Genomic DNA, 23,736 nt, shown 5'->3' with positions numbered 1-23,736 from the left:
GTCCGGCGCGCTTACGCGCTGCCGTTTTCGACGACACGCCCTTCCGCGCGCCAGCGCAACATGCCGCCCGCGAGATTCGCGACATCTTCGAAACCGGCCTGGCGAAGAATCACGGTCGCCTGAGCCGAGCGGCCTCCCGCGCGGCACACGGTGACGATGGGACGCTCCTTGCCGAGTTCCGCCGTACGTTTGGCAAGGCTGCCAAGCGAGATCAGCTTCGCTTCAGGAATGCGTCCAAGCGGGCCGTCGTATTCGTCGGGCTCGCGCACATCGACGATCTGCACCGCTTGCAGATGCTCTTCGAGCCACTGCGGATGAATCTCCCAGATCCCCGCGAACGTGTACGTCAGGGGAGCCCATTCGGGCAGCGGCTTTTGTGACGGATCGCTGGCCGCGACGCCGCACTTCATGTTCGCGGGAACGGCCACGTCGATCTGCCGCGGATGCGGAAGCCCGAGATTGGTCATGTACCCCGCGAAATCTTCTTCGCACAGTTCGCCGCCAAGCCGCGGATTGAAGCGCCGCTCTTCGGCGACGCTCGTCACCGTGAGGCCGCGATAATCGTGCGCCGGATACAGCAGGCAGGTTTCTGGCAGCGAGAAAAGCTGTTCGTGCACCGCGCGGTACAGCGCATGCGGACTGCCGCTCTGGAAGTCGGTGCGCCCCGTGCCGCGAATCAGCAGACAGTCGCCCGTGAAAGCCATCGACTCGTCATCGAGTACGAGACTGATGCAGCCATTCGTATGACCAGGCGTCGAACGCACCTGCAGATGATGCGCACCGAATGCGATCGAATCGCCGTGACTGAGATAACGGTCCGCGCCTTCCGCGCCGCTCGCCGCCGAGATCGCAATGTTGCTGCCCGTGCGCTTTTTCAGCAGCCACGCACCCGTCACATGATCGGCGTGAACGTGTGTGTCGATCGTATAGAGCAAATGAAGACGCAACTCGTCGAGCAGCGCTGCATCGCGGCGAGCCTGCTCGAATACCGGGTCGATGAGCACGGCTTCGCGCGTGTCGCTGTCCGCGAGAAGGTAGGTGTAGGTCGACGATTGCTGGTCGAACAGCTGTCGGAAGATCAGCACGCTCACGGTCTCTCAACGTGTATCGGGAAAAGCCTTCGAATGCAGACTGAAACGATGCCGGTGCGCGCAGTGTTGCTTCTGCGCGCACCGGTTGTCAGCCGCGAACTTACTTCGGTTGCTGCACGTAGCGCAGATACGGCTTCACCGTCTTGAAGCCCTGCGGATACTTTTCCTTCGCGGCGTCGTCGGAAACGGACGTCGGAATGATCACGTCGTCGCCCGGTTTCCAGTTCACCGGCGTCGCCACCGTGTGCTTCGCGTTCAGTTGCAGCGAGTCCAGCAAACGCAGCACTTCATCGAAATTGCGGCCCGAACTCATCGGATAGACGAACGTCGCCTTGACCTTCTTGTCCGGCCCGATCAGGAAGACCGCACGCACCGTCGCGTTGTCGACGGCTGTGCGCGGACCGCCGCTCGCTTCGGGGTGAATCATGTCGTAGAGCTTCGCGACTTTCAGATCGTGGTCGCCAATCATCGGATAGTTGACGGCATTGCCCTGTGTTTCTTCGATGTCCTTCGCCCATTTCTGGTGATCGCTGACAGGGTCGATGCTGAGCCCGATGATCTTCGTGTTCCGTTTGTCGAACTCCGGCTTGAGTCCCGCCATATAGCCGAGTTCGGTCGTGCAGACGGGCGTGAAGTCCTTCGGATGCGAGAACAGGATTGCCCAGCTATCGCCGATCCATTCGTGAAAATGGATCGTGCCTTCCGTGGTTTCCGCCGTGAAATCGGGGGCTACTTCTCCTAGTCGAATCGCCATCTTCATCCTCCTTGGTGAAAGGTGCGAACAGATACGTCGGGTGTCGTCGCAGCGCGTGCGACAGGCGCTGACGGGTCAACCCAAATCAGATCAGCCGAATCAGAACGGTATAGAGATGATATGACGGTTAGCCGCACGCCGTGATCCGGCCGGACTACAGGAGAGCGCGTGCAGAACGCGTTCCGCGCAAGCGCCCGGCCAGCATCGTGCGAGACGGTCTGAATGCGCAGCAGGTAACTTTTATAGCCTAGAACAAATTGCAGCGTCCGTGCACGTTTTGTAAATGGGCCTTCTTTTTCGTGCAGATCTGTTCGCCGATGCACAGACCGATCCGTCATGCATCGCGGAGCGAAGATGAGGTGCGGCGCGCGTCACTGACGCGCCGCCGCACGCATGAACCGGCTACTGCTCGATCTGACGGTTCCAGCGCTGATCCCACTGCGCGCGGTGCGCGTTGATCGAATCCCAATCGACGACCGTCACCTTCTTCACCAGATCGTCGAGATTGCCGAGACTCTTTTGCATTGCAGGCGTCATCGTCGCGTGCTCGTTGGTCGGGATCTGCTTGCCTGCGGCGGCCGCTTTCGATTGCGCAGGCGCCGACAGCAGGAACTGCGCGAGCTTCTGCGCAAGCTGCGGGTCGGCATTGTTCTTCACGACACACAGATCGACGAGCAACAGCACGGCGCCTTCCTTGGGATTCGCGTACCCGACGGGAATACCCTTGTCCTGCAGATCGCCGACGGCCGTCGGCGTCAGCGGAAAGAGGCCTGCTTCGCCCGTTTGAACCATCTCCGAGAGCTTCGCCGAGTTGGGAATGTACTCGACGACATTCGGCCCCACCGTGCTCGACCATTTGCTGAAACCCGGCTCGACGTTCTGGTCGCTGCCGCCCATCAGACGATTGATCGCGAGAAAGCCATGCAGGCCGAACGTGCTGCTCGACGCGGACTGAAACACCACTTTGCCCTTGTACTTCGGATTGGCGAAGTCCATCCACGACGTGGGCGGCGCCCAGCCTTTCTCGGCAAACAGCTTCGTGTTGTAGCCGATGCCCGTCATGCCGAGTTGCACGCCCGCGCCGATATCGTCTTTCATGCGCGCGAACGGATACAGTTCCTTGAGCACGGGTGCATCGTCGAGCTTCTGGCACACGCCCATGCTGACGGCGCGCGCCATCACGCCGTCGTCGAGAAACGCGACGTGCATCTGCGGGCTGTTGCGATTCGCGAGCAGTTTCGCGAGCACATCCGACGACGTGCCCGGCACCACCACCACTTTCACGTTGTTGGCCTTCTCGAAGTCGGGCAGTACCTGGCTCGTATACGCCTTCTCCATCGGGCCGCCGTTCATGCCGATGTAGATCGTTCTGGTTTGCGACCAGGCAGGCGCGGCGGCGCCGATCGCGAACACGGCGGCCAGTGCCGCGACCGTGCTTGACAGCTTCATCGTGGGTCTCCTTGACATGACTAAAGAACAGCGGGAATCGCGCTTCGGTTGAAGCGGCCGATCGCAAACGCGTCGAGCGGCGTGGACGTTTCGCCGTCGATCACGAGGTCGGCCAGCACCTCGCCGACACCGGGCGCCAGCAGAAAACCGCCGCCCGAAAAACCGAATGCATGCAGCAGGCGCGGCACCTTCTGGCTCGCGCCGATCACGGGATTGCTGTCGGGCGTTTCGCCCTCGACGCCGCTCCACGTGCGGATCAGCAAGGCGTCGCGCAAGGCGGGCAACAGCGCGCAGGCGTCGCGCATCACGGCGCGCGTGGTGTGTGTCGACGGTTGCGCGTATTCGCCGTCGCCATGTCCGCGTCCGCCGCCGATCACGCAGTTGCCGCGCTCCACCTGGCGTGCATAGACGCCGCCGCCCACCACGCCGAGGTTGTGCACGACGAAGCGCGGCAGCGGCTCCGTCACCCACATGTTTGGATAGATCGGCTTCATCGGCACGGCTTCGCCGAAGAATCCGGCGACCGTGTTCGCCCACGCGCCCGCGCTGTTGATCAGCCAGTCGGCCGTGATGCGCTCGTCGCCCGCGCGAATCTGGAAGCGCATGCCGTCGTGAGCAATATCGGCGATGGCCGTCTGCTCGCGTATCACCGCGCCCGCGCGTTGCGCCGCACGCGCGAAACCGGGCGACACGAGACGCGGATTCGCGTGTCCGTCGCTCAAGCACAGCGAGCCGCCGAGTGCCGCGTCGCCGAGCCACGGATAGCGCTTGCGAAACGCCGCGCCCGCGATCAGTTCGGTGTCGAGCCCATGTTCGCGCGCCATCGCGGCCCAGGTTTCGAGCACGCCGAAATCGCTATCGCGCCGCGCGAGCCGCAAATGTCCCGACACGACGAGTTCTCCGTCGATGCCGATCAGTTCGGGCAAGCGATTCCACACGCGCCGCGCGCGCATCGCGAGCGGCATCTGCTCGGCGGGCCGGCCCTGGCAGCGCACGCCGCCGTAGTTGACGCCGCTCGCCTGAGCACCGCAATAGCGACGTTCGAATAGCGCGACACGCACGCCGCGCCGCGCGAGCATCAGCGCCGCCGACGACCCGACGAGCCCGCCGCCCGCGATCACGACCTGATAGTGGACGGCATCACTCATCGCGCGCCTCCTCGGGGATTGCCGCGATGTCGTCGTCGAACAGCATCGGCAAAATGGGGATCGGCTTAATCGGCGCCTGGCTGCGTAGACGGCCGACGCTTTCGAGCGGACGGCCCGTCTCGTCGCTGAGCAGCGCGCTGGCCGCCTCGCCGCACATGCGTCCCTGGCAACGCCCCATGCCGATCCGCGTCAGCGCCTTCAGACGGTTGATCTCGCTTGCCTCGCCGGCGCGAATGCAGCGGCGCAGCGTGCCCGCATCGACTTCTTCGCAGCGGCACACGGTCATGTCGTCGGGCCATTGCTTTGCGGGCTGTTGCGGCGGCGCGAAGGCCGTTTCGATGCCCGCGCGGAACACCGCAATGCGTTGCAGACGGCGTTCGAGCGTCGCGGCATCCATGCCGCCGGGTTGGGCCGCTTGCGCCTGCTGGGCGATGCCGAGATCGTCGAGCAGCGCGAGCGCCGCGCGGCGTCCCGCGAGTTCGGCGGCATCGGCGCCCGCGATGCCCGCACCATCGCCAGCCAGATAGATGCCCGGCACGGAACTGCGTCCCGCCGCATCGCGTTCGGGCAGCCAGCAACGATTCAACGCATCGAAGTGAAACCGGCAACCCGCGAGATCGGCGAGTTGCGTTTCGGAACGCAGACCGAAGCCGAGGCCCACTGCATCGCAAGCGATGACTGCTTCGTTGCCGTCCGATGTCTTGAAGCCAATGCCCGTCACATGCTGCGCGCCGTCGATGCCCGTCAGCGTCACGCCGCGCATCATCCTGACGCCGCGCGCCTTCAGCCATGCGACGTAATACACGCCCTTCGCGAAGGTCGACGGCTGGCTGATGAGCTTCGGAACCGCCGCGATCTGGCGCGACCACGCGCTCGTATCGAGCACGGCTTCGATTTGCGCACCCGCCTTCACGTACTGATACGCGACGAGATACAGCAGCGGCCCCGTGCCCGCCAACACCACGCGCCGCCCGATCGCGCATCCTTGCGCCTTCAGCGCGACCTGCGCGCCGCCCAGCGTATAGACGCCCGGCAAGGTCCAGCCCGGCACGGGCAGCACGCGATCGGTCGCGCCGCTCGCGATGATCAGATGCGTGAACGGCACGCTCGCGTCCTGCCCGTTGCACAGCGTATCGAGCCGGCCGTCTTCGCACGACCACACGAGCGTGTCCGGCCGATAGTCGATCTGCGGCAGAAGCGCACGCATCGTTTCGTGCACAGCATCGGCCTTCTTCGCTTCGAAGCCGTAGAGCGCCGCCTTGCTGCGTGTAAACCCCGAACCGGCAGGCGGCTGACGATAGATCTGTCCGCCCCAGCGCGCATTCTCGTCGAGCACGGTGGGCCGAATGCCCGCTGCCGCCAGCGTCTGCGCCGCGCGAATCCCTGCAGGCCCCGCGCCGACGATCACCACCCGCCCGTCGCTATTCATCGCGCGCACCGTTTGTCACGACGCGCATGCCCTGCTTCACGAGCGTCGAGCAGGCGCGAATGCGCGCGCCGTCTTCACAACGCACCCAGCAGTCCTGGCACGCGCCGATCATGCAGAAGCCCGCGCGCGGCTCGCCGCTGAATTCGCTGTGACGCACGTGACGCTGCTGCATCAGGATCGCCGTCAGGACCGTATCGCCCGACAGCGCGCCGACTTCGACTCCATCGAGAACGAACGACAACGGGGCGCGTCCCGCTTCGGCGACGCGCAGCAACTGGCTGCTGGAGCTGGACATGGGAGCGTGAGTGGTAGAAGCCATCAGTGCTGGCCGATCAGAATGCGGTTGAGCCCGTAGACGCGATCCAGCAGCAGCATCGCGCCCGCCGTGATGAAGATGACGAGCGCGGAGACGGACGCCATCATCGGATCGATTGATTCGGTTGCGTACATATACATCCGCACCGGCAGCGTGACCGTCTGCGGCGACGTGATGAAGACCGACATCGTCAGTTCGTCGAAGCTGTTGATGAACGCGAGCAGCCAGCCGCCCGTGATGCCGGGCACGATCATCGGCAGCGTGATACGGCGAAACGTCGTCCACGCATCGGCGCCGAGCGACGACGCCGCGTGCTCGATGCTGCGGTCCAGGCCGCTCACCGACGCCAGTACGAGCCGCATCACGAACGGCGTGATGACCACCATGTGCGCAAGAATCAGCCACGCGAACGAACCCGTCACGCCGATCAGCGCGAAGAAGCGCAGCATCGCGATGCCGAGCACGAGGCCGGGAATCACGAGCGGCGACAGCAGCAGCGCATTGAGAAAGTTGCGACCTGGAAAGCGCGCGCGGCCAATCGCGAGACCCGCGGGCAACGCGATTACGAGCGACAGCGTCGCTGACGCAAACGCCAGTTTCAGGCTGTTGAAGAAGGCCGTGATGAAGTCGGGATAGTCGAGGATCGCGCGGAACCAGCGCACCGAGAAGCCGTGCGTGGGCAGCGTCAAAGTTTCGTCCGGCGTGAACGCGACCAGCACGACGATGGCCAGCGGCGCGAGCACGAACAGAATCACGACGGTATGGAATGCGAGTGCAAAGAAGCCGTTCTTGCGCATGATGTGTCGCCTGTCGGGTTGGGATCAACCCATGCTGCGGGCGTAGCGCCGCTCGAGCACGCGGTAGTACGTGAGCATCACGACGAGATTCGCGATCAGCAGCAGCATCGCGATCGTCGCGCCGAGCGGCCAGTTCATCGAACTCAGGAACTGGTCGTAGACGGCCGTCGCGGCCACCTTCAATCGCCTGCCGCCGAGCAGCCCGGGAATTGCGAACGCACTCGCCGACAGACCGAACACCATCAGGCTCCCCGACAGAATGCCGGGCACGAGTTGCGGCAGGACGATGCGACGCAGCGTCGTCGCGGGCGACGCCATCAACGAGAGCGCGGCGTTCTCCGTCTGCGGATCGAGCCGTTGCAGTGCGGTCCAGACGGGAATCACCATGAACGGCAGCATCACGTGCACGAGCGCGATGACAATGGCGAAGGTCGTGTATTCGAGCTTGTACGGCCCGAGGCCGAACAGTGCGAAGGCCTGATTGACGAGGCCGTTCGTGTTCAGCAGCATGCTCCAGCCGAACGCGCGCACCACCACCGAAACCAGCAGCGGCGCCAGAATTATCAGCAGAAACAGCGAGCGCCAAGGGTCGCGCATGCGCGACAACACATACGCTTCGGGCGTGCCGATCGCGACGCACAGCACCGTCGTCAGCAACGCGATGCCGAACGTGCGCAGAAAGATCGTGTGGAAATACGACGAGCCGAGCACTTCCACGTAGTTGTGAAGGTCGAACGCGGCAATCGGGCCGCTCGCGGGATCGAAGCGATAGAAGGTGAGCGCGAAGGTCATCGCGAGCGGCACGAGCACGAGTGTCGCGAACAGAATCAGCGCGGGCGCGCTCATCAGCCACAGCGGCATGAATGCATGCCACGGCGCACGCGCCGAACGGCGGCTCGTATCGGGCGTGGCGGGCAGCGTGCTATCCATGCGCGCGCTCCTGTCCGATCAGACGCAGCGAATCCGCATGCCAGTCGATACCGACTTTCGCGCCTTCCGGAAACGGGTCATTGCCTTCGTTCTGGCAACACACGAGCATCTCGCCGACGCGGCTGTCGAGCCGGTAGAGCCATTGGCTGCCGAGAAAAAACCGGCTCGTCACGTTGCCCGCCAGGCGTCCTTCGCCGGGCGCGCACAGCCGCAATTTTTCGGGGCGTATGCAGAGCGTCACGGCATCGCCGACATCGATTGCCTGACCTTGCGAACCAAGCTGCGTCATGCTGCCCGTCTCCGCGAGATCGTGGCCCAGGTCGATGCGGATCGCGTCGCCGTCGCGCGAAACGATCTTCCCCGCCAGCATGTTGGCCTTGCCGATGAACTGCGACACGAACAGATTCTCGGGCCGCTCGTACGCGCGATACGGCGTGTCGATCTGCGTGATGCGCCCCGCTTCCATCACGACGACGCGATCGCTGATCGACAGCGCTTCGGATTGATCGTGCGTGACCATGATTGTCGTCGTGCCGATCTTGCGCTGGATCGCGCGCAGTTCGAACTGCATGTCTTCGCGCAGCTTCGCATCGAGATTCGACATAGGCTCGTCGAGCAGCAGCACGGGCGGCGCGATCACGATGGCACGCGCAATCGCAACACGTTGCCGCTGACCGCCCGACAACTCACGCGGAAAACGATGCGCGAGCGAATCGAGCCGCACCAGCGCCAAGGCTTCGCGCACGCGGTCCTGACGCTCGGCTTTATCGACGCCGCGCATTTCGAGCCCGAAGCTCACGTTCTGCGCGACGCTCATATGCGGAAACAGCGCGTAGCTTTGGAAGACGATGCCGAGGCCGCGCCGGTTCGGCTTCATGTGCGTGATGTCGCGGCCATCGAGCGCGATGCGGCCGCGCGTCGTGTCGACGAAACCTGCGATCATCTGCAGCGTCGTCGTCTTGCCGCAGCCCGACGGGCCCAGCAGCGAAACGAACTCGCCCTTTTCCACCGACAGGTTGATGCCCGTCACGGCATGCAGGTCGCCGAACGTCTTCGATACGTCAGTCAATGTGAGGAACGACATGGTCTGGCCTTTCGGTGCGACGCACCGGCTGTGTCGACGGGTGTCTGTTGAGCCGACTCTAGCCAGCCATATTTCAGAGCGTCAATGTCAAATTCCAATCAACGATATAAAGATTGCTTTTCTTCCATTGGATGGAATGTATTCCCTCCGCTCCGCCGCGATTGTTCCGCTGCGCGCCGTCAGTGAAAGTACTGAGTCAGTCCGCGTAGTTGGCTTATCGCCCTGCGTCGTCTGCCTGTTTGTTTTTCGGGTTGAACATCAGCTAGTATTCCGTTCAATGGAATTTTGATCGAGATCGCCAATGAATCCTTCGAAGGAACCCGACGCGCCAGGCACGGGCATGTTGCAGCGGGCGTTCGCCGTGATCCGCGCGCTCGGCGAAATCCAGCCGGAAGGCGGCCGCGTGACGCGCATCGCAAAAGCCGTCGGGCTGACGCAGGCCACCGTGCATCGCATCCTGCATGCGCTGATTGCGGAAGGCGTCGTCGAGCAGGATCAGAACACGAAGCTCTATCGGCTGAGCGTCGACTTCTTTGCGCTCGCCGCGCAGGCGGGCAATCCGAGCGGCATGCGCGCGCTCTGCCGCCCCGCTCTGCTGCGCCTGTGCGCGAGCCTCGGCGACACGATTTTTCTGCTCGTCAAAAGCAGCTTCGACGCCGTGTGCCTCGACATGTGCGAAGGGCCGTTTCCGATCCGCTCGTTCACGGGCGATATCGGCGGCCGTGTCGCATTGGGTGTCGGACAGGGCAGCCTCGCGATTCTCGCGTTCCTGCCGGAAGCGGAGCGCGAAGAGATCATTCGCTTCAACGTGCCGCGTCTGCGCAGCTACGGTGTGCTAGACGAAGTCTATCTGCGCACGGAAATCGAACGCGTGCGGCAACTCGGCTACGCGGGGCGCAATAGCGGCGTGCTGGAAGGGATGGCGGGCGTCGCGGTGCCGATTATCGACCGCACGGGTTGCGCGGTGGCCGCGTTGAGCGTGGGCACGCTGTCGGCGCGTCTGGGCGAGGACCGGCTGCCGATGGTCGTCGAACTGCTGAAGCGGCAAGCGGACCTCATCGGGCCGCAAGTGAATCCGTTCGATGTCGCGATGCGCCGGCCGATGCACGGCCTCACGCGCGCAATGACAACGGAGCCGATCGCCTGATACGCGGCCTCACATGGCGTCCGTGGCGGCGTTCGTCGACGCCCTTGCCAGCGGCTGCGCAAGGCCAGCTTGCGTCAGCAGAGACACGGCGGCAGGATCGGGCATGCCGTTGGCATCGATGGCGCCTGCTTTCGCCAGCGCCTCGAGATCGCTGTCGACGCCCGCCTGCCCGACCGTGAACGGCGTGGTCAGGAATGCGGGCACGGCCAGCGTGACCGCATAGTGTTGCTGCAGATTCGCGACCACAGCCGATTGCGCAGCCAGCACATTGCTCTGGTTCGACAGCGCCTGCTGGAATTGCGCGTTACTGGAAAAGCTCGCAATCAGATTGGCCTCGCTCGTGCCGAGTTGCGCGGCGAGATAGACGATCATCAGTTCTGTTTCCGGCGTCGTATTGAAGGTGCCGCCCGCGAACGCGAGCGAATGCAACGTCGTGCCACCCGACGTCACAGCAATCATGCACGGAAGCACGCCGCTGAACGCGAGACTGTAGCGTCCGCCGCCGTCCGACAGCGCGGCACCCGCGCCTTGCGCGCAGGTCACGTTCACGTTCGCACTGGCGAGTGCCTTGCCCGTTGCGGCCGTTCCCGCGAGCGCAAGATTCGATATTGGACTCACGGCGCTACAGCCGTCGAAACCGATGCATACGCTGCCGCCGCAAGCGGCGAGGCTCGCGAGCGAAGCCACGCACAAGGCTTGCAACGTTGGGCGAGCGAAGCGGGCTACGCGAAGTGTCATGGCCGTCTGCCGTCGAGGGAAAGGGCGCGTGATTTCATTCTAGCGCGCCCTTTCCCGCTCATCCGGCGCTACAGCCTGGACATGTGCGTCAGATCACGTTGATCGCGACGTCGATATTGCCGCGCGTGGCCTTCGAATACGGACACAGTTCGTCCGCCGCGTGCACGACTGCCTGCGCCACGTCGCGCGGCACGCCTGGCATGCTCACGTCGATCCGCGCGCCAAGCAGATAGGCGTTGCCCGTCATGCCCAGATCGATAGCGACGTCCAGCGCGAGGTCGGACGGCAGCGCGACTTTCTTCTCTTTGGCCGCGAGGCCGATCGCGGTGATCAGGCAGGCCGACCACGCGCCTGCAAACAGCTGCTCAGCCGTCGGATGCGGCTGCGCGGCCTCGAACACATGCTCCCGATGCGAGCCGTTGCCGGTTGCGGACAGCCTGATGTCGAGGCTGCCTTCATGACCGCGTGTGGCGCCAGCGCTGCGGCTTGCCGTCGTATGTGTCTTGCCCGTGAAAAGAACTTTTTCAATGTGGGTCATCGTGAACTCCTTGATCGAAAGTGGTGACCGGAATTTGGTTGTCATGCGATTCAATCGCATGCGACGCATACTGATCGAAACCGCTAACCATGTCAATCGCATACGATTTAATCGCACAAACACTTTCGATAGGGAAATGCCGGAGTGCGCGCGCCGATGACGCCGCGCGCATTCGCTCAATGCGTCTTATTGGAGCCGGTCCGTCAGCCGCCCGACGAATTTCCAGCCGTGCTCCCGGCTCCAGAAGTATGTGAAGCCCGTCGGGCCGTCGATGAACACCGTCATCGGTTTGCGCGTCGCCTCGTCGAGCGCGGGATCGGCGTCCGGCTGCGGAACGCTCACGGCCGCCCTTGCGACGGTCACAGCCTGGTCGGCTTTCCAGCCGTCGTCGGGCACGTAGGTCAGCCGCACTGCGCCGCCTGCCGGAGACTGGATCATCAGCGTCAACGGATTTCGCGCGGATGAAGCAGCCGTGGAGACGGCCGGGCCGACTTCCGCGTTTCCCGCTGCGAAACCCGAAGAACCCGCCAATGTCAGCACTGCGATCAAACTCAAGCGCAGGCCGATTGATGCCCTGCCCGTATCGGAACGTTTCATGTTGCCCTCCATCTGCGCAATCGAACTATGGCTAGCGCGGAACGTCCGGGCATCGAGTGAAGCTGACGACCGACTTCAACGAAGTCTGTAGCTCAATGCAGATTCCAGCGCCATCGACTGATAGACGGGCACCCCGCAGCGATATGAAAGGATGTGGGGTAAACCCGTTCACACGAATCACATGCCGCGAGACGAAGCTCGAATGAGCCGCGTCGATTGCCGTGCAACGTGAAATTCGACGCTGTAAAACAAGGCGATTCACCGCCAACGTCGAACGATGCGACCACGCCTGCCGACTCGCGGCAACTCGATTACCCTGTTACTTACGTTTCCCCTGACATCGGCCAACGATCCACGCGTCGTCCCGTCATTGCGCCGCGCAGCGGCTTGCATCGGCGTGGCCAATTCAGCAGGTGTTTCAGTTTTGATTGCCCGTCAATCGCCGGAGGACAATCCGCGATGAGCAACGAGTCAACGCCGTCAGATGCATCGCCCGCGCGCCGTCCCGCCACGGACGCGAATCCGCTCGAAGCCGACGCCCTGCTCGAAGACCCGAGCGTGCGCGATCATCCGCGGCATCAGCAGATGTTCCCTGTCCTCGCGGAAGCCGAGATCGAGCGGATACGGCGCTTTGGCACGCCGTCGCGCTATGCCACGGGCGCACTGCTCTATCGCGCAGGGAGCCGGTGTCCCGGCGTGTTCGTGCTGCTGTCGGGCAAGGTGCGGATCATCGGCCGCGATGGGCTCGGGCACGAGCGCGTCATTTATACGTACACGCACCGCGGCGAGTTCACGTCGGACGTGACGCAGCTTTCGAACAAGCCTGCCGTCGTGGACGCGCACGTGATCGAAGACGTCGAGGCGATCCTGCTGCGGCCCGACGAACTCAGCGCGATGATGATCAGCGAAGCCGATCTCGGCGAGAAGATCATGCGCGCGCTGATCCTGCGGCGCGTTCTCGTCATCGAGCGCGGACACGGTGTCGTGCTCGTCGGCCCTTCGAGCAGCGGACGGCTGCGCGCGCTGGAAAATTTCCTGCGCCACAATGTATTTCCGAGCATGACGCTCGACGCGGACAAGGACGCCGAAGCGATCGCGCTGCTCGAACGTCTGACGCCGCAACCGGACGACTTCCCGCTCGTCGTCTGTCCGGACGGCACGGTGCTGCGCAACCCGGACGAAGGGCAGCTCGCATCCTGTCTCGGACTGATTCCCGAATTCGATCCGGCGCACGTCTATGACGTCGCGATTGTCGGCGCCGGTCCGGCAGGACTGGCAACCGCCGTGTATGCAGCCTCCGAAGGGTTGTCGGTTGCGGCGCTCGATTGCCGCGCGCCGGGCGGACAGGCGGGCACCAGCTCACGCATCGAAAACTATCTGGGATTTCCAACGGGCATCACGGGCCACGCGCTGGCGGGCCGCGCTTTCGTGCAGGCGCAGAAATTCGGCGCGCACATCGGCATTCCGTGCGAAGTTCGCGCGCTGTATTGCGACAAGCTGCCGCCCGTCGTCGAACTCACCGACGCCAGGCGCATTACCGCGCGCACGGTCGTGATCGCGACGGGCGCGGAGTATCGGCGGCCCGACGTCGACGGGCTGGAGCGTTTCGAAGGCTCAGGCGTGTATTACTGGGCCACGCCCATCGAAGCGCGTCTGTGCCGCAAGGAGCCCGTGCTGCTGATCGGCGGCGGCAATTCGGCGGGACAGGCCGTCGTTTTTCTCGCGTCGCACGCGGAGCACGTGCATATGTTCATACGCGGCACGAGCCTCGAGCACAGCATGTCGCACTATCTGATCGAGCGCATCCTGGCGCTGCCGAACGTGACGCTGCATACGCGCATCGAATTGACCGCGCTGGAAGGCGATGCACGGCTGGAGCGCGTGCATTATCGCGGCGCAGGCGGGATCGAAGGCAGCATGACGACGCACCATCTGTTCGTCTTCATCGGCGCCGATCCGAACACAAGCTGGCTCTCCACCTGCGGCGTAGCGGTCGACGACAAGGGTTTCGTGCTGACAGGCCCCGACATTCCCGGCGCCGGCCTGCAGTCGATGTCGCTGCAGACCAGCGTGCCCGGCGTGTTCGCGATCGGCGATGTGCGCTCGGGTTCGACCAAGCGCGTCGCGTCGGCGGTGGGCGAAGGCGCGGCCGTGGTCGCGCAGATTCATCGCCTTCTGGCGGAAGCGCGGGCGGCGTGCTGACCCGCGCGTTCTATTTCAACAAGCCGAAGACCCCGACGCCGTTCGTCGTACCGACATACACCCGTCCATGCGCGATCATCGGCGCGATGTATTTGTTGCCTGCGCCGAACGTGTCGCGCGAGCCCGACTGATTGCTGTTGTACAGCTCCTGGCCGAGATCCGCCGCGTTGAATGCATGCAGCACGGCTGTCGCGCCGTTCTCCGCCGCCCATACGATCGCGTTCTGCGAGCCGTTTGCCGAGATGCTCGGCGTCGTGCCCGGATAAGGGAATTTGCCCGCGCTCTGCGACGAGGGCGTGGTGGCCAGACGCGCGCCGCTGACGGGAAACGCCTTGAGGTTGTCGCCGACGGCACCGTAGTACACGACGTTGTTGAAAAACGCCGGCGTGGTGAACACGCCGCCGATCAACTGGCTGTCGATCTCCTGCCAGATCGCGTTGTTCGCGCTGTTGAATTTGCCCATGTTGTCGCGATCGACGACATAGATCTTCGAATCCTTGCCCGAACCGAGCGCGAGATGACGCGTCACGCCGCTTCCGTCGACGAGATCGGGCAGCACCATCGCAGCGCCGGAGCCGAGGTCCGCATCGCGCGCGGACTGCGACACGGTGTCGAAGGTCGCGAAATAATCGGCGACGGAGAGATTTCCCGATGTGCCGAGCTTGATGAACGCGTTGCCGAAATTACCATTCGATGGAAATCCTTGCCCGGTCAGCGTGGTGTCGAACGTGCCGTTGGCATCGAGCAGATAGAGCGACGTGCCGTCCGACGCCATGCCGCCGCCGCCCATCCACACCGAGCCGCCCGTGCCGTTCGGCGTCAGGTTCAGCGCGCTCGTCTGCGCGAGCGTGTCGGCGTTATACGCCATCACCCAGCCGCCGTAGACGCCCTGATCGCAGTGCGACGTCCACCCGAGATACACCTTGCCGTTCACCAGCGCCAGCGCCTGCCGCTCGGCGTATTGCTGCGGATCGAACACGGTCACGCCGTTGCTGCTGTTCGCACCGCTGCCCGGATACGTGCCGCTGATGTCGACGGGCCCGCCTAGCAGTTCGGCGCCCGTCGAGAGATCGACGGCATGCAGACGCTGATGGATCGTTCCGTTCGCTTCCTTGCTCATCGCGACCGCGTACATGACGCCATTCGATCCACGGCTTCGATCGATCACGGGCGTCGCCGTAATGCCGATCTCGGGAGAAATCTGCGCGCAGTTGCGTGGATCGCTCGTGGTTTCGCCCGCACCGAGCAGCGAACGCTGCCACAGTTGCGCGTTGCTGTCGGCGTCGAATGCATAGACGCTGGCGTGCTCGGTGACGACATAGACGACGTTGTGCGCCGCACCGTTCACTGAAACGTTGCCGGCGTAAAGCGGCTGTGCGTCGACCTTGCCGTCGACGGAAAGGAAACCCACCTTGCCGAACGAAGCGGCGTTGACGTTGGCCGGCGTGAGCGTGGTTTCCGCAAGGTACTGCCCCGTGCGGCGAGGATCGTTGTGATAGGTCAGCACATCCGCCGACATCGCAGCGGCGCCACCCGAACTGCCCGAGCCCGAACTGCCCGAGCCCGAACCGCCCGAGCCTCCGCTACCGCTCGCGCTGGAACTGCTGGAAGAACCTCCACCGCTGCAGGACACGCAGATCGCCGCCACGAGACACAAGATCGTGATGTGACGGGAGTTGCCCGGAGTGAAATGCAAGCGGTGCGAGCGGTTCATGGACGTCCCCCAGGCGGTCGAGCGACCGCGAAGATTATCGGCCTCGCATTGGCGAAATCGCGCAGCAGCGAAATTCCGGCATCACCAGTGAGCAATTGCCGTACCGCGAAAACAGTCGATTCGTGCAACGGAATCCGCCGCACGGCGCGTTTAATACACACGACCGTTTCGGAGATCCTCGACATGTTTTCAAAACCGGCAAGCCGACTGTCATTCGTCGCGCTGTGGATCGCGCTGGCGGCAACCCACGCTGCGCAGGCCGCCGCGGGCGCAACCGCGTCGCGGCAGAATGCGCCCGTCGCCCATGTCGCCGATCAGCGCCTGTCCGTGCGCGCAGCCGGTGGCGACGGCACGTTGGCACTCTACGCCGATCGCAGCATCGACGCGGCAGCGCCGGACGTGACTCACGTCTTCATTATTGTTCACGGCACGCTACGCAACGCGGACAATTATTTTGACGTTGGCGGACAAATGCTCGCGGCAGCCGGCGCGAGCCCGAAGGAGAACATGATCGTCGCGCCGCAGTTTCCGACGACGCGCGATCTGCGCACGTATGCGATACGCGACGCGACGCTGGCCTGGTCCGAAGCCGGATGGAAAGAAGGGGCGCCTGCGCGCCGGCCCTCGCCCGTCAGTTCGTTCGCGGCACTCGATGCGCTGCTCGAACACTTCGACGACAGGCGGCTTTATCCCGCGTTGTCGACGGTGACGGTGATCGGTCATTCGGCGGGTGCGCAGGTCGTGCAACGCTACGCCGTCGCGGGCCGCGCTGAAGACGCGTTGACGCGCGACGGGATTCGCGTGCGCTATGTCGTCGCGAATCCATCGAGCTATGTGTACTTCGACGATAGACGGCCCCTTGCGCCGGGCGCTTTCACGCCTGTCGACACACAGGCCTGTCCGCGCGCCGTCGAGTGGAAATACGGCATGGCCGATGCGCCCGCCTACGTGGCCACGCAAGACAGCGCCTCGCTGGCGGCACGATATGCAACGCGCAACGTCGTCTATCTGCTTGGAATGGATGATGTCGATCGGCAGACGCACTTCATCGATCGTTCTTGCGCGGCGATGGCACAAGGTCCGTTCCGGCTCGCACGCGGGCTCGCGTACCTTGATTATCTGAAGCAACGCTATCCCGCAGGACTGAATCAACGGGTCGTCGAAGTGCCTGGTGTCGGACACGACGGTCGACGCATGCTCGCATCGGACTGCAGCGTGGCTGCGCTGTTCGATCGCCCGATGCCTTCAGCGTGTCCGACCAGGTGAGTCGACATCATTCGGCCATCGCCATCGCGTCGATCGTGGTCAGGCAATGCAGATCGAGCGCACGCGTGTGCTCCGTCATGTAATCGACGAACACGCGGATGCGTGCGGGCAGATGCTTGCGGCTCAGATAACAGATGTAGTGGCCGCTGTCGTCGGGCGCATACTGCGTGAGACAACTCACGAGCCGCCCTTCGCCCAGAAGATCGCATACCTGATAACCGGGCAGCTGCGCGATGCCTTGTCCATCGAGCACCGACTGCAGAATCAGATCGGGGTCGTTGAACGTGTGCGGTGCCTGCGGATGGCGCCGCAACGGCAGTCCATCCACCTTGAACTCCCACTCCCTCACGCGGCCCGATGCCGTACGGAAGTTGATGCAGCAATGGTCCGCCAGCTCGTCGACATGACGCGGCAAGCCACGCGCCTGAACGTACGATGGCGCAGCGCACACGATCGTCTGCATGGGTATCAGCTGACGCGCGACGATCTCGCTGTCTTCCATGCGTCCGTCGCGAAACGATACGTCGATGCGATCAGCGGTGAAGTCGGGGGGACGATCATTGAGCAGCAACTCCAGCGCGATGTCCGGATACTGCGCGTGAAAGCCGCGCAGCAGCGGCGCCACGATCTTGCGTCCGAAGCCGGGCGTCGAGTAAATGCGCAGCCGTCCTCGTGGCGGACCGTTGCGCAACTCGCGCATCTCTTCGAGCGCCTGGACGATGCGCTCGACGCCCGCCTGGCAGTTCTCGAAGAACAGCTCGCCCTCGCGTGTCAGCGACGTGCTGCGAGTCGTGCGCAGAAAGAGGCGCGTATCGAGCTGCGCCTCCAGCTTCTGCACGTTCCGGCTGACGGACGAGCGCCCGATGCCGAGGCGATCGCCCGCTCTGGCGAAGCTGCCCTCGTTGGCAACGGCAAGAAAGGAAACGACGCCGGCGAAACTCGTTGCGAAGGTGCTTGCAATCGGATCGTCGGCGCCCGTGATCGAGCGGCGCGGTGCGTAGTCTGACATGGAAGCGCAAAGAGTAGAGTCCTTACGTGACTAGACGTTTGAGCGCTTCCATTTGTGACGTGCTGTGACGTGCGTCCGTCGATTTTTTTTGCCGAACCCTGCGAGAACCTTTGCGAGCTTACTTCTCGGGCACGAGAACAGGCGCGCCCTTGTCCTTCAGCAGCAGCACGAGAAACTTCGCCGGCTTCGTCCTGCTCGCGTTGCGCCCGACCGTATGAACATCGTTCGGGCCTTCATAGAAGGACTGGCCCGGCTTCAGCGTGACTTCCTTGCCGCCCTTTACCTGCATCACGATCGAGCCTTCCAGCACGTAGATGAAGCCGTGCGCATTGTGCCGATGCACCGGATCAACGGAGCCGGGCGGATATTCGACGACGATCATCTGCGCTTCCTTGCCGGGGTAGTCGTCGAGCGGCTGGGTCATGACGGGCGTGACGACCGCCTCGGGGGCCGCGGCGCGGGCCTGGGTCACCAGGGCGCTCGTCGCAAGGAGCAGGGTTGCGGCGATACTCTTTGAGCGAAACATGATGCGCTCCTCACAAAAGACTCAGCCCGTACGCAGATGTACCGGCCGAAGTTGAAAATCAGCGGCGCGTCGACTCAGGCGAGGTTTGCCTTGTCGAGGCCGAATGCCTTGTCGGACGAACCGGGCACGGTCCGGAACGCCACGTTCGCACGGTTCCAGCCGTTGATGGCCATCACTTCGAACGTCAGGTCCGACAGTTCCTTCTCGGAGAACTGGCCGCGCACGCGCTCGTAGAGATCGTCGGGCACGCCATGTTCGGGCAGCTTCGTCAGCACCTCGGTCCATGCGAGCGCGGCACGCTCGCGCGGCGAGAACAGCGTCGACTCGCGCCAGATCGCCACATGATGCATGCGCAATTCGCGCTCGCCGTGAATGCGCGCTTCCTTCGCATGCATGTCGAGGCAGAAGCCACAGCCGTTGAGCTGCGACGCGCGAATGTTGACGAGATCGCGGATCGATTCTTCGATTGCACAGTCCTTCAGCGTATTGCTGAACTCCATAAACTTCTTGCACAACTCCGGCGATTGCTGAAAGTAGTTGATACGCTGGGTCATGATTTCTCCTGGCGACGATGACAGTGTTATCCGTATAGACGGATGCCGTTCGCGGCGATGAGCCGCACGGAAATCATGGTAGGGTCGCGAGGCGCATGGCGGTAGACATGCAGACGGGCTCACGGTGTTGCCCGGCGGGCACCAATCGCGTGAACGGGCGTATCGGCGATCAGAGCGTGCCGTGCACGGCGGCAATGCGCGTGAGCTTGTCGGGATTGCGCTGAACGTGAATCTTGACGATGCGCTCGCCGTCCGTTTCGAACGTCTGCGCGGATTCGAGCTGGCCTTCGATAAACCGCAGGAACGCCGGCTGGCCGTTGAGCGTCACGAGCTTGACATGTACGCGGCCCGGGTAGCGGCGCAAGGCCGCGTAGAAAAGCTGCGCGATGCGCCGGCCGCCCACCATCGGTTTCGGGAAGCTCGTCACCTTGCCGCCGCCGTCGCCGATCAGGATCGCGTCTTCGGCGAGGAAGGCGTTGATCGCGTGAAAGTCCGCGCGTTCCAGCGCCTGAGCAAAGCTCTGCAACAACTGGCGGTGCGTCTCGCGCGGCACCGCGTAGCGCGGCCGTTCGTCGCGCAACTGCGCCTTCGCGCGGCTCACCAGCTGGCGGCAGGCGGCCTCCGTCTTGCCGATCGCATTGGCCACTTCGTCGTAATCCGCGTCGAACACTTCGCGCAGAAGGAATGCTGCGCGCGCTTCCGGCGTGAGCCGCTCGAGCAGCATCAGGAACGCGACGGAGACATCGTCCGCGCGCTCCGTCATTTCCTCGGGAGTCGCGGGCGACTCCGTCATTTCCGGCTCGGGCAGCCAGATGCCCGTGTAGTGTTCGCGCTGGATTTTGGCGGCCCGCAAGCGGTCGATGGACATCCGCGTCGTCACCGACACGAGCCATGCTTCCGCGTTGTCGATGCTCTCACGCTCGGCGGAATGCCAACGCAGCCAGACGTCCTGGACGATGTCTTCGGCTTCGGCAACCGAACCGAGCATCCGGTATGCGATCTTTTGCAGGCGCGGGCGAAGCTGATTGAATGAGAGAGCGTCGGCGTCCATGAGCTGTCTTCCTCGCCCCGTTCCATCCGGTGGAAAGGGTGAAGGCGTGGCGAAGGTGGGAATAGCTGAAGTGTGCCACGGATGCCGAAACAGGGCCGCGCAGGGGACGCGCAGATGGTATGAAGAGAACGTCGGGAACGGCGGGAACGGCGAGAAGAACCGGCGCTGGCGCATCGCGTGCAAAGCCATGCGCCAGCGCTCACAACATCGGATGCGTCAGAACGTGTGGCGCATGCCCACCGTCACGGCCACTTGCGAATCCGTCGACGAAGGCGACAGCGTATTGATCATCGCGTGCGAGAGCACCGAATCAGCCGGTGCGCCATGCACGTTCTGATACACGCCTTCGAGGTAGAAGTCGGTGCGCTTGCTGACGGCGTAATCCGTCTGCAGCATCGCCGTGTTCCAGCCCGGCGCCGAGCCGTTGTACGCGCCATGCGTGTACGTGTAGGCGCCCGACACGCTCAACGCAGGCGTGAGCGCGTACTTCGCGTTCACCTCGTAGTTGTCGAGACGCAGCGAACCGGCCAGCGTCCCGGCCGACGAATCGTTCGCGCCGAGATAGGTGCCCGTGCCGAACGAGAACACGCCCGACGCGTTGTCGATCTGCGTATGGCTCCACACCAGGCCGACGGTTGCGGGACCGAACGTATAGTTGCCGCCGAGCGACCAGATGCGCTGACGTTCCGCGATGAAATTCGCGCTCGCATCGGACGACGTGATCGCACCCGTGCTGTTGCCCGCGTTATTGAATTGCAGGTAGCCCGCCGCGAGATTGAGCGGACCCATTGCATACGACAGCCCAAAGCCATACGCGCGATTGTTCGCGAAGTCGCCCGCCTTGTTGCTGAAGCCGTACATCGTGGCGAACGTCACGCCGCGATACGTCGGGCTCGTGTACTTGACCGTGTTGTTGACGACGACGGAGTTCGCCGCCAGGTTGTCGTTCTCGAACGGATGAGCGGCCATGCTGCCGCCCCACGTATTGAACTCGGCCGTTAGCGGACCGACGAGGTCGTTCATCACGTCGAACTGGCGGCCAAACGTCAACGTGCCATACGGATCGCTTTGCAGGCCGACCCACGCCTGTGAACCGAAGGCATCGCCGGAGAATGCCTGCGCGCCGTTATTCAGCAGAAAGCCCTGTTCGATCTTGAAGACGGCATGCAGACCGCCGCCGAGATCTTCCGATCCCTTGAGACCGAACACCGTGTTCTGCGTCGAGCTGCTCACCATCTGCCAGTTGCTGTGACCCAGCTGGTTGTTGGTGTAGACGAGACCGGTGTCGAGCAGACCGTAGAGCGTCACGCTGCTTTGCGCATGCGCTGAAACGGTAAAAGCGCCGAGGAGTGCGAGGGCGAGTAAGGATTTCTTCATGTTTGTCTGGCTCCGTGATGATGCTGCCGAGCGTCGATCGGCGTGCCCGCGATTTCGGGCGCGCGATCATAAAAGACCAGGCGATGGTTGGCAACCGGAAATACGCCTTGCTCAAGGCAGCGACTTCATCATAGGCGCGACAAAAACATCGGGCGTCGACGTGCGCGGCGGAAAATAAACGCGCACCGACGCCGCATGCCTGGCGCTTCAGTTACGTGGCGCGCTCGAATGAGGCTGTCTGCGGCGGCCATCTGCGGCACGTTCCAGCAACAGCCGGTCCATCGCCGACAGCAGTTCCGACGGATCGAGCGGCTTGCGCAGAAAGCCGTCGTAATAGACGAATGCAGGCGGACTCGGCTCGCCCGACACGAGGATGAAGACGACTTCCGCGAGGCTCTGTTCGTTGCGCACGTGATAGCACAGCACGCTGCCCGACATCACGGGCATCCGCCAGTCGGCGACGACGATATCCACGTCTCGCTCGCGAAGCAGGTCGAGCGCGGCACGTCCGTCCGCCGCCATGCAGGTGTCGTAGCCATGCGCCTCGCACACGCCTTGCCACGCGTCCAGCGTTTCAACGTCATCGTCTACAAGCAGCACTGTCGGCATATCTGGCCTCGCTCATGACCATTCGATGCACCGCACCCGCGTCCGCTCCGTGACGTTCGGATGCCCCCTCGGAAGTTGCCGTCCAACGAAATCCAAAGACCGACGCCGCGTTCCATGCTGAACCCGAAGCGTCGGCCTTCTCTCAATCACTCTGCGCTGCGCGCGCGTCCCGTTCGTTGCGTCCCGTTCGTTTATACCGGGAACGGATTGCGCTCCGCAAAACCTTCCTGATGCCACTACGGATAGACGGGCCGCACCTTGCTCGCTTCATCGAGTTTCGCGACCTGCTCCGGCGTGAGGTTCCAGCCCACTGCGCCGAGGTTCTGCCGCAATTGCTCTTCGTTGCGCGCGCCGATCAGCACTGTCGAGACGGTCGGCCGCTGCAGCAGCCAGTTCAACGCAATCTGAGGAATCGTCTTGCCGGTTTCTTCCGCGATTGCATCCAGTGCATCGACGACGCGATACAGGTATTCGTCGGGAACGGGCGGCCCCATGTCGGCTGTCTTGTGCAGACGGCTCTGCTCCGGCAGCGGCTGGCCGCGGCGGATCTTCCCTGTCAGGCGGCCCCAGCCCAGCGGACTCCACACGACAGCGCCTACGCCCTGGTCGATGCCGAGCGGCATGAGTTCCCATTCGTAGTCGCGGCCGATCAGCGAGTAGTAAGTCTGGTTGGCGATGTAACGCGGATAACCGTAACGGTCCGCGACATCGAGCGATTTCTGCAGATGCCAACCCGAGAAGTTCGACACGCCCGTATAGCGGATCTTGCCCGCGCGGACGAGATCGTTCAGCGTCGACAGCGTTTCTTCGACGGGCGTTTTCGCATCGAAGCCATGCAGCTGAAAGAGATCGATATAGTCGGTTTGCAGCCGCTTGAGCGCGGCATCGACGGCCTTGATCAAATGGAATCTCGACGAGCCGACGCTATTTGGATCGTTGTCATCGAAACGGAATGTGGCCTTGGTCGAGATGAGAGTTTTGTCGCGGCGGCCTTTGAGCGCTTCACCGAGGACGGATTCCGATGCGCCGCTCGAATAGATGTCGGCGCTGTCGAACATCGTGACGCCGGCATCGAGGCAGATATCGATGAGCTTGCGCGCTTCGGCGACATCCGTCGCGCCCCACGCCTGAAAGAATTCGCCTTTGCCGCCGAATGTTCCCGTGCCGAAACTGAGTACGGGCACCTTGAATCCGGACGCGCCCAGGTGACGATATTCCATGTTGGCCTCATTGATGGATCGGTTGAATGATGCACACCGCGATGCAAGCCGCTTGCCCGCTGCCATGCGAGCGCGACTGCCAGGTCGATAGACTACTCCATTGGCCCGCGCCGTGCTGGCGCTTGCGCCCTCGTCAATGCATTTGAAAGAAGCCGCGCTTGAATATCCAGAATGAATAGCCAAAAGAAAG

General features: G+C 63.4%; 24 protein-coding genes. 4 read left to right on the top strand and 20 right to left on the bottom strand.

Translation table 11 applies throughout. The features are described from left to right. Window positions 1–11 precede the first annotated feature (11 nt). The 9 genes from FRZ40_RS43115 to FRZ40_RS43075 form a co-directional block, all read right to left on the bottom strand. Window positions 12–1,082, bottom strand: coding sequence for an MBL fold metallo-hydrolase (locus FRZ40_RS43115; RefSeq protein ID WP_167528760.1), 1,071 nt, complete (start codon window positions 1,080–1,082; stop codon window positions 12–14). A gap of 109 nt (window positions 1,083–1,191) precedes the next feature. After that, window positions 1,192–1,845, bottom strand: coding sequence for a peroxiredoxin (locus tag FRZ40_RS43110; RefSeq protein WP_028368768.1), 654 nt, complete (start codon window positions 1,843–1,845; stop codon window positions 1,192–1,194). Between the two features lie 402 nt (window positions 1,846–2,247). Then, window positions 2,248–3,294, bottom strand: coding sequence for an extracellular solute-binding protein (locus FRZ40_RS43105; protein ID WP_147238342.1), 1,047 nt, complete (start codon window positions 3,292–3,294; stop codon window positions 2,248–2,250). A gap of 20 nt (window positions 3,295–3,314) precedes the next feature. Continuing rightward, on the bottom strand, window positions 3,315–4,442 hold the full coding sequence (locus tag FRZ40_RS43100; RefSeq protein WP_147238341.1) for an NAD(P)/FAD-dependent oxidoreductase: 1,128 nt from the start codon (window positions 4,440–4,442) through the stop codon (window positions 3,315–3,317). Then, window positions 4,435–5,871 carry an FAD/NAD(P)-dependent oxidoreductase gene (locus tag FRZ40_RS43095; protein WP_147238340.1) on the bottom strand — a complete coding sequence of 479 codons (1,437 nt, stop codon included), beginning with the start codon at window positions 5,869–5,871 and terminating at the stop codon, window positions 4,435–4,437. The genes FRZ40_RS43100 and FRZ40_RS43095 overlap by 8 nt, the downstream gene beginning before the upstream one ends. Next, complete coding sequence (locus tag FRZ40_RS43090) at window positions 5,864–6,166, bottom strand: (2Fe-2S)-binding protein (RefSeq protein WP_231516233.1); 303 nt, start codon at window positions 6,164–6,166, stop codon at window positions 5,864–5,866. The genes FRZ40_RS43095 and FRZ40_RS43090 overlap by 8 nt, the downstream gene beginning before the upstream one ends. 23 nt (window positions 6,167–6,189) lie before the next feature. Further along, the gene (locus tag FRZ40_RS43085; RefSeq protein WP_147238339.1) at window positions 6,190–6,984 is read right to left on the bottom strand and encodes an ABC transporter permease; all 795 of its coding nucleotides are present in this window, start codon (window positions 6,982–6,984) and stop codon (window positions 6,190–6,192) included. Between the two features lie 24 nt (window positions 6,985–7,008). Then, window positions 7,009–7,914 carry an ABC transporter permease gene (locus tag FRZ40_RS43080; RefSeq protein ID WP_028368774.1) on the bottom strand — a complete coding sequence of 302 codons (906 nt, stop codon included), beginning with the start codon at window positions 7,912–7,914 and terminating at the stop codon, window positions 7,009–7,011. Next, entirely contained in the window at window positions 7,907–8,998 is a 1,092-nt protein-coding gene (locus FRZ40_RS43075) for an ABC transporter ATP-binding protein (RefSeq protein ID WP_028368775.1), read from the bottom strand. The genes FRZ40_RS43080 and FRZ40_RS43075 overlap by 8 nt, the downstream gene beginning before the upstream one ends. A 301-nt stretch (window positions 8,999–9,299) precedes the next feature. Between FRZ40_RS43075 and FRZ40_RS43070 the strand changes: the two genes are divergently transcribed. Further along, on the top strand, window positions 9,300–10,145 hold the full coding sequence (locus FRZ40_RS43070; protein WP_028368776.1) for an IclR family transcriptional regulator: 846 nt from the start codon (window positions 9,300–9,302) through the stop codon (window positions 10,143–10,145). Between the two features lie 9 nt (window positions 10,146–10,154). Here the strand turns inward: FRZ40_RS43070 and FRZ40_RS43065 are convergent, their stop codons facing one another. From FRZ40_RS43065 to FRZ40_RS43055, 3 genes are all read right to left on the bottom strand, one after another. After that, on the bottom strand, window positions 10,155–10,883 hold the full coding sequence (locus FRZ40_RS43065) for a hypothetical protein (RefSeq protein WP_147238338.1): 729 nt from the start codon (window positions 10,881–10,883) through the stop codon (window positions 10,155–10,157). An 88-nt stretch (window positions 10,884–10,971) separates the two neighbouring features. Continuing rightward, window positions 10,972–11,421: an Ohr family peroxiredoxin gene (locus FRZ40_RS43060; RefSeq protein WP_028368777.1), complete on the bottom strand. Its 450-nt coding sequence runs from the start codon at window positions 11,419–11,421 to the stop codon at window positions 10,972–10,974. A gap of 186 nt (window positions 11,422–11,607) precedes the next feature. Next, window positions 11,608–12,018: a hypothetical protein gene (locus FRZ40_RS43055; RefSeq protein WP_147238337.1), complete on the bottom strand. Its 411-nt coding sequence runs from the start codon at window positions 12,016–12,018 to the stop codon at window positions 11,608–11,610. 459 nt (window positions 12,019–12,477) lie between these two features. On the opposite strand from FRZ40_RS43055, the gene FRZ40_RS43050 reads away from it, so the two are divergent. After that, on the top strand, window positions 12,478–14,220 hold the full coding sequence (locus FRZ40_RS43050; protein ID WP_147238336.1) for an FAD-dependent oxidoreductase: 1,743 nt from the start codon (window positions 12,478–12,480) through the stop codon (window positions 14,218–14,220). Window positions 14,221–14,230: 10 nt separating this feature from the next. Here the strand turns inward: FRZ40_RS43050 and FRZ40_RS43045 are convergent, their stop codons facing one another. Beyond that, window positions 14,231–15,934 carry a PQQ-binding-like beta-propeller repeat protein gene (locus FRZ40_RS43045; RefSeq protein WP_147238335.1) on the bottom strand — a complete coding sequence of 568 codons (1,704 nt, stop codon included), beginning with the start codon at window positions 15,932–15,934 and terminating at the stop codon, window positions 14,231–14,233. Between FRZ40_RS43045 and FRZ40_RS43040 the strand changes: the two genes are divergently transcribed. Further along, entirely contained in the window at window positions 15,911–17,200 is a 1,290-nt protein-coding gene (locus tag FRZ40_RS43040; protein ID WP_240057513.1) for an alpha/beta fold hydrolase, read from the top strand. The two genes, FRZ40_RS43045 and FRZ40_RS43040, sit on opposite strands and share 24 nt — an antisense overlap. A 7-nt stretch (window positions 17,201–17,207) precedes the next feature. Here the strand turns inward: FRZ40_RS43040 and FRZ40_RS43035 are convergent, their stop codons facing one another. The 5 genes from FRZ40_RS43035 to FRZ40_RS43015 all read right to left on the bottom strand — a co-directional run bounded on the left by FRZ40_RS43035 (window position 17,208) and on the right by FRZ40_RS43015 (window position 21,717). Further along, complete coding sequence (locus FRZ40_RS43035; RefSeq protein WP_028368781.1) at window positions 17,208–18,209, bottom strand: LysR family transcriptional regulator; 1,002 nt, start codon at window positions 18,207–18,209, stop codon at window positions 17,208–17,210. Between the two features lie 118 nt (window positions 18,210–18,327). Beyond that, the gene (locus FRZ40_RS43030; protein WP_028368782.1) at window positions 18,328–18,735 is read right to left on the bottom strand and encodes a cupin domain-containing protein; all 408 of its coding nucleotides are present in this window, start codon (window positions 18,733–18,735) and stop codon (window positions 18,328–18,330) included. Window positions 18,736–18,809: 74 nt separating this feature from the next. Further along, complete coding sequence (locus FRZ40_RS43025; RefSeq protein ID WP_028368783.1) at window positions 18,810–19,289, bottom strand: carboxymuconolactone decarboxylase family protein; 480 nt, start codon at window positions 19,287–19,289, stop codon at window positions 18,810–18,812. A 169-nt stretch (window positions 19,290–19,458) separates the two neighbouring features. Beyond that, on the bottom strand, window positions 19,459–20,340 hold the full coding sequence (locus FRZ40_RS43020; RefSeq protein ID WP_028368784.1) for an RNA polymerase sigma-70 factor: 882 nt from the start codon (window positions 20,338–20,340) through the stop codon (window positions 19,459–19,461). 216 nt (window positions 20,341–20,556) lie between these two features. Next, window positions 20,557–21,717 carry a porin gene (locus FRZ40_RS43015; RefSeq protein WP_147238334.1) on the bottom strand — a complete coding sequence of 387 codons (1,161 nt, stop codon included), beginning with the start codon at window positions 21,715–21,717 and terminating at the stop codon, window positions 20,557–20,559. Here FRZ40_RS43015 and FRZ40_RS43010 point away from each other — a divergent pair. Continuing rightward, on the top strand, window positions 21,716–21,895 hold the full coding sequence (locus FRZ40_RS43010; protein WP_147238333.1) for a hypothetical protein: 180 nt from the start codon (window positions 21,716–21,718) through the stop codon (window positions 21,893–21,895). The two genes, FRZ40_RS43015 and FRZ40_RS43010, sit on opposite strands and share 2 nt — an antisense overlap. A 29-nt stretch (window positions 21,896–21,924) precedes the next feature. Here the strand turns inward: FRZ40_RS43010 and FRZ40_RS43005 are convergent, their stop codons facing one another. After that, a complete protein-coding gene (locus FRZ40_RS43005) occupies window positions 21,925–22,326 on the bottom strand; it encodes a response regulator (protein ID WP_028368786.1) in 402 nt (133 codons plus the stop codon). 236 nt (window positions 22,327–22,562) lie between these two features. After that, a complete protein-coding gene (locus FRZ40_RS43000; RefSeq protein ID WP_147238332.1) occupies window positions 22,563–23,546 on the bottom strand; it encodes an aldo/keto reductase in 984 nt (327 codons plus the stop codon). Window positions 23,547–23,736 lie beyond the last annotated feature (190 nt).

It is taken from the genome of Paraburkholderia azotifigens (assembly GCF_007995085.1).
Lineage (GTDB): Bacteria > Pseudomonadota > Gammaproteobacteria > Burkholderiales > Burkholderiaceae > Paraburkholderia > Paraburkholderia azotifigens.
This window is presented reverse-complemented; position numbering and strand designations above follow the sequence as displayed.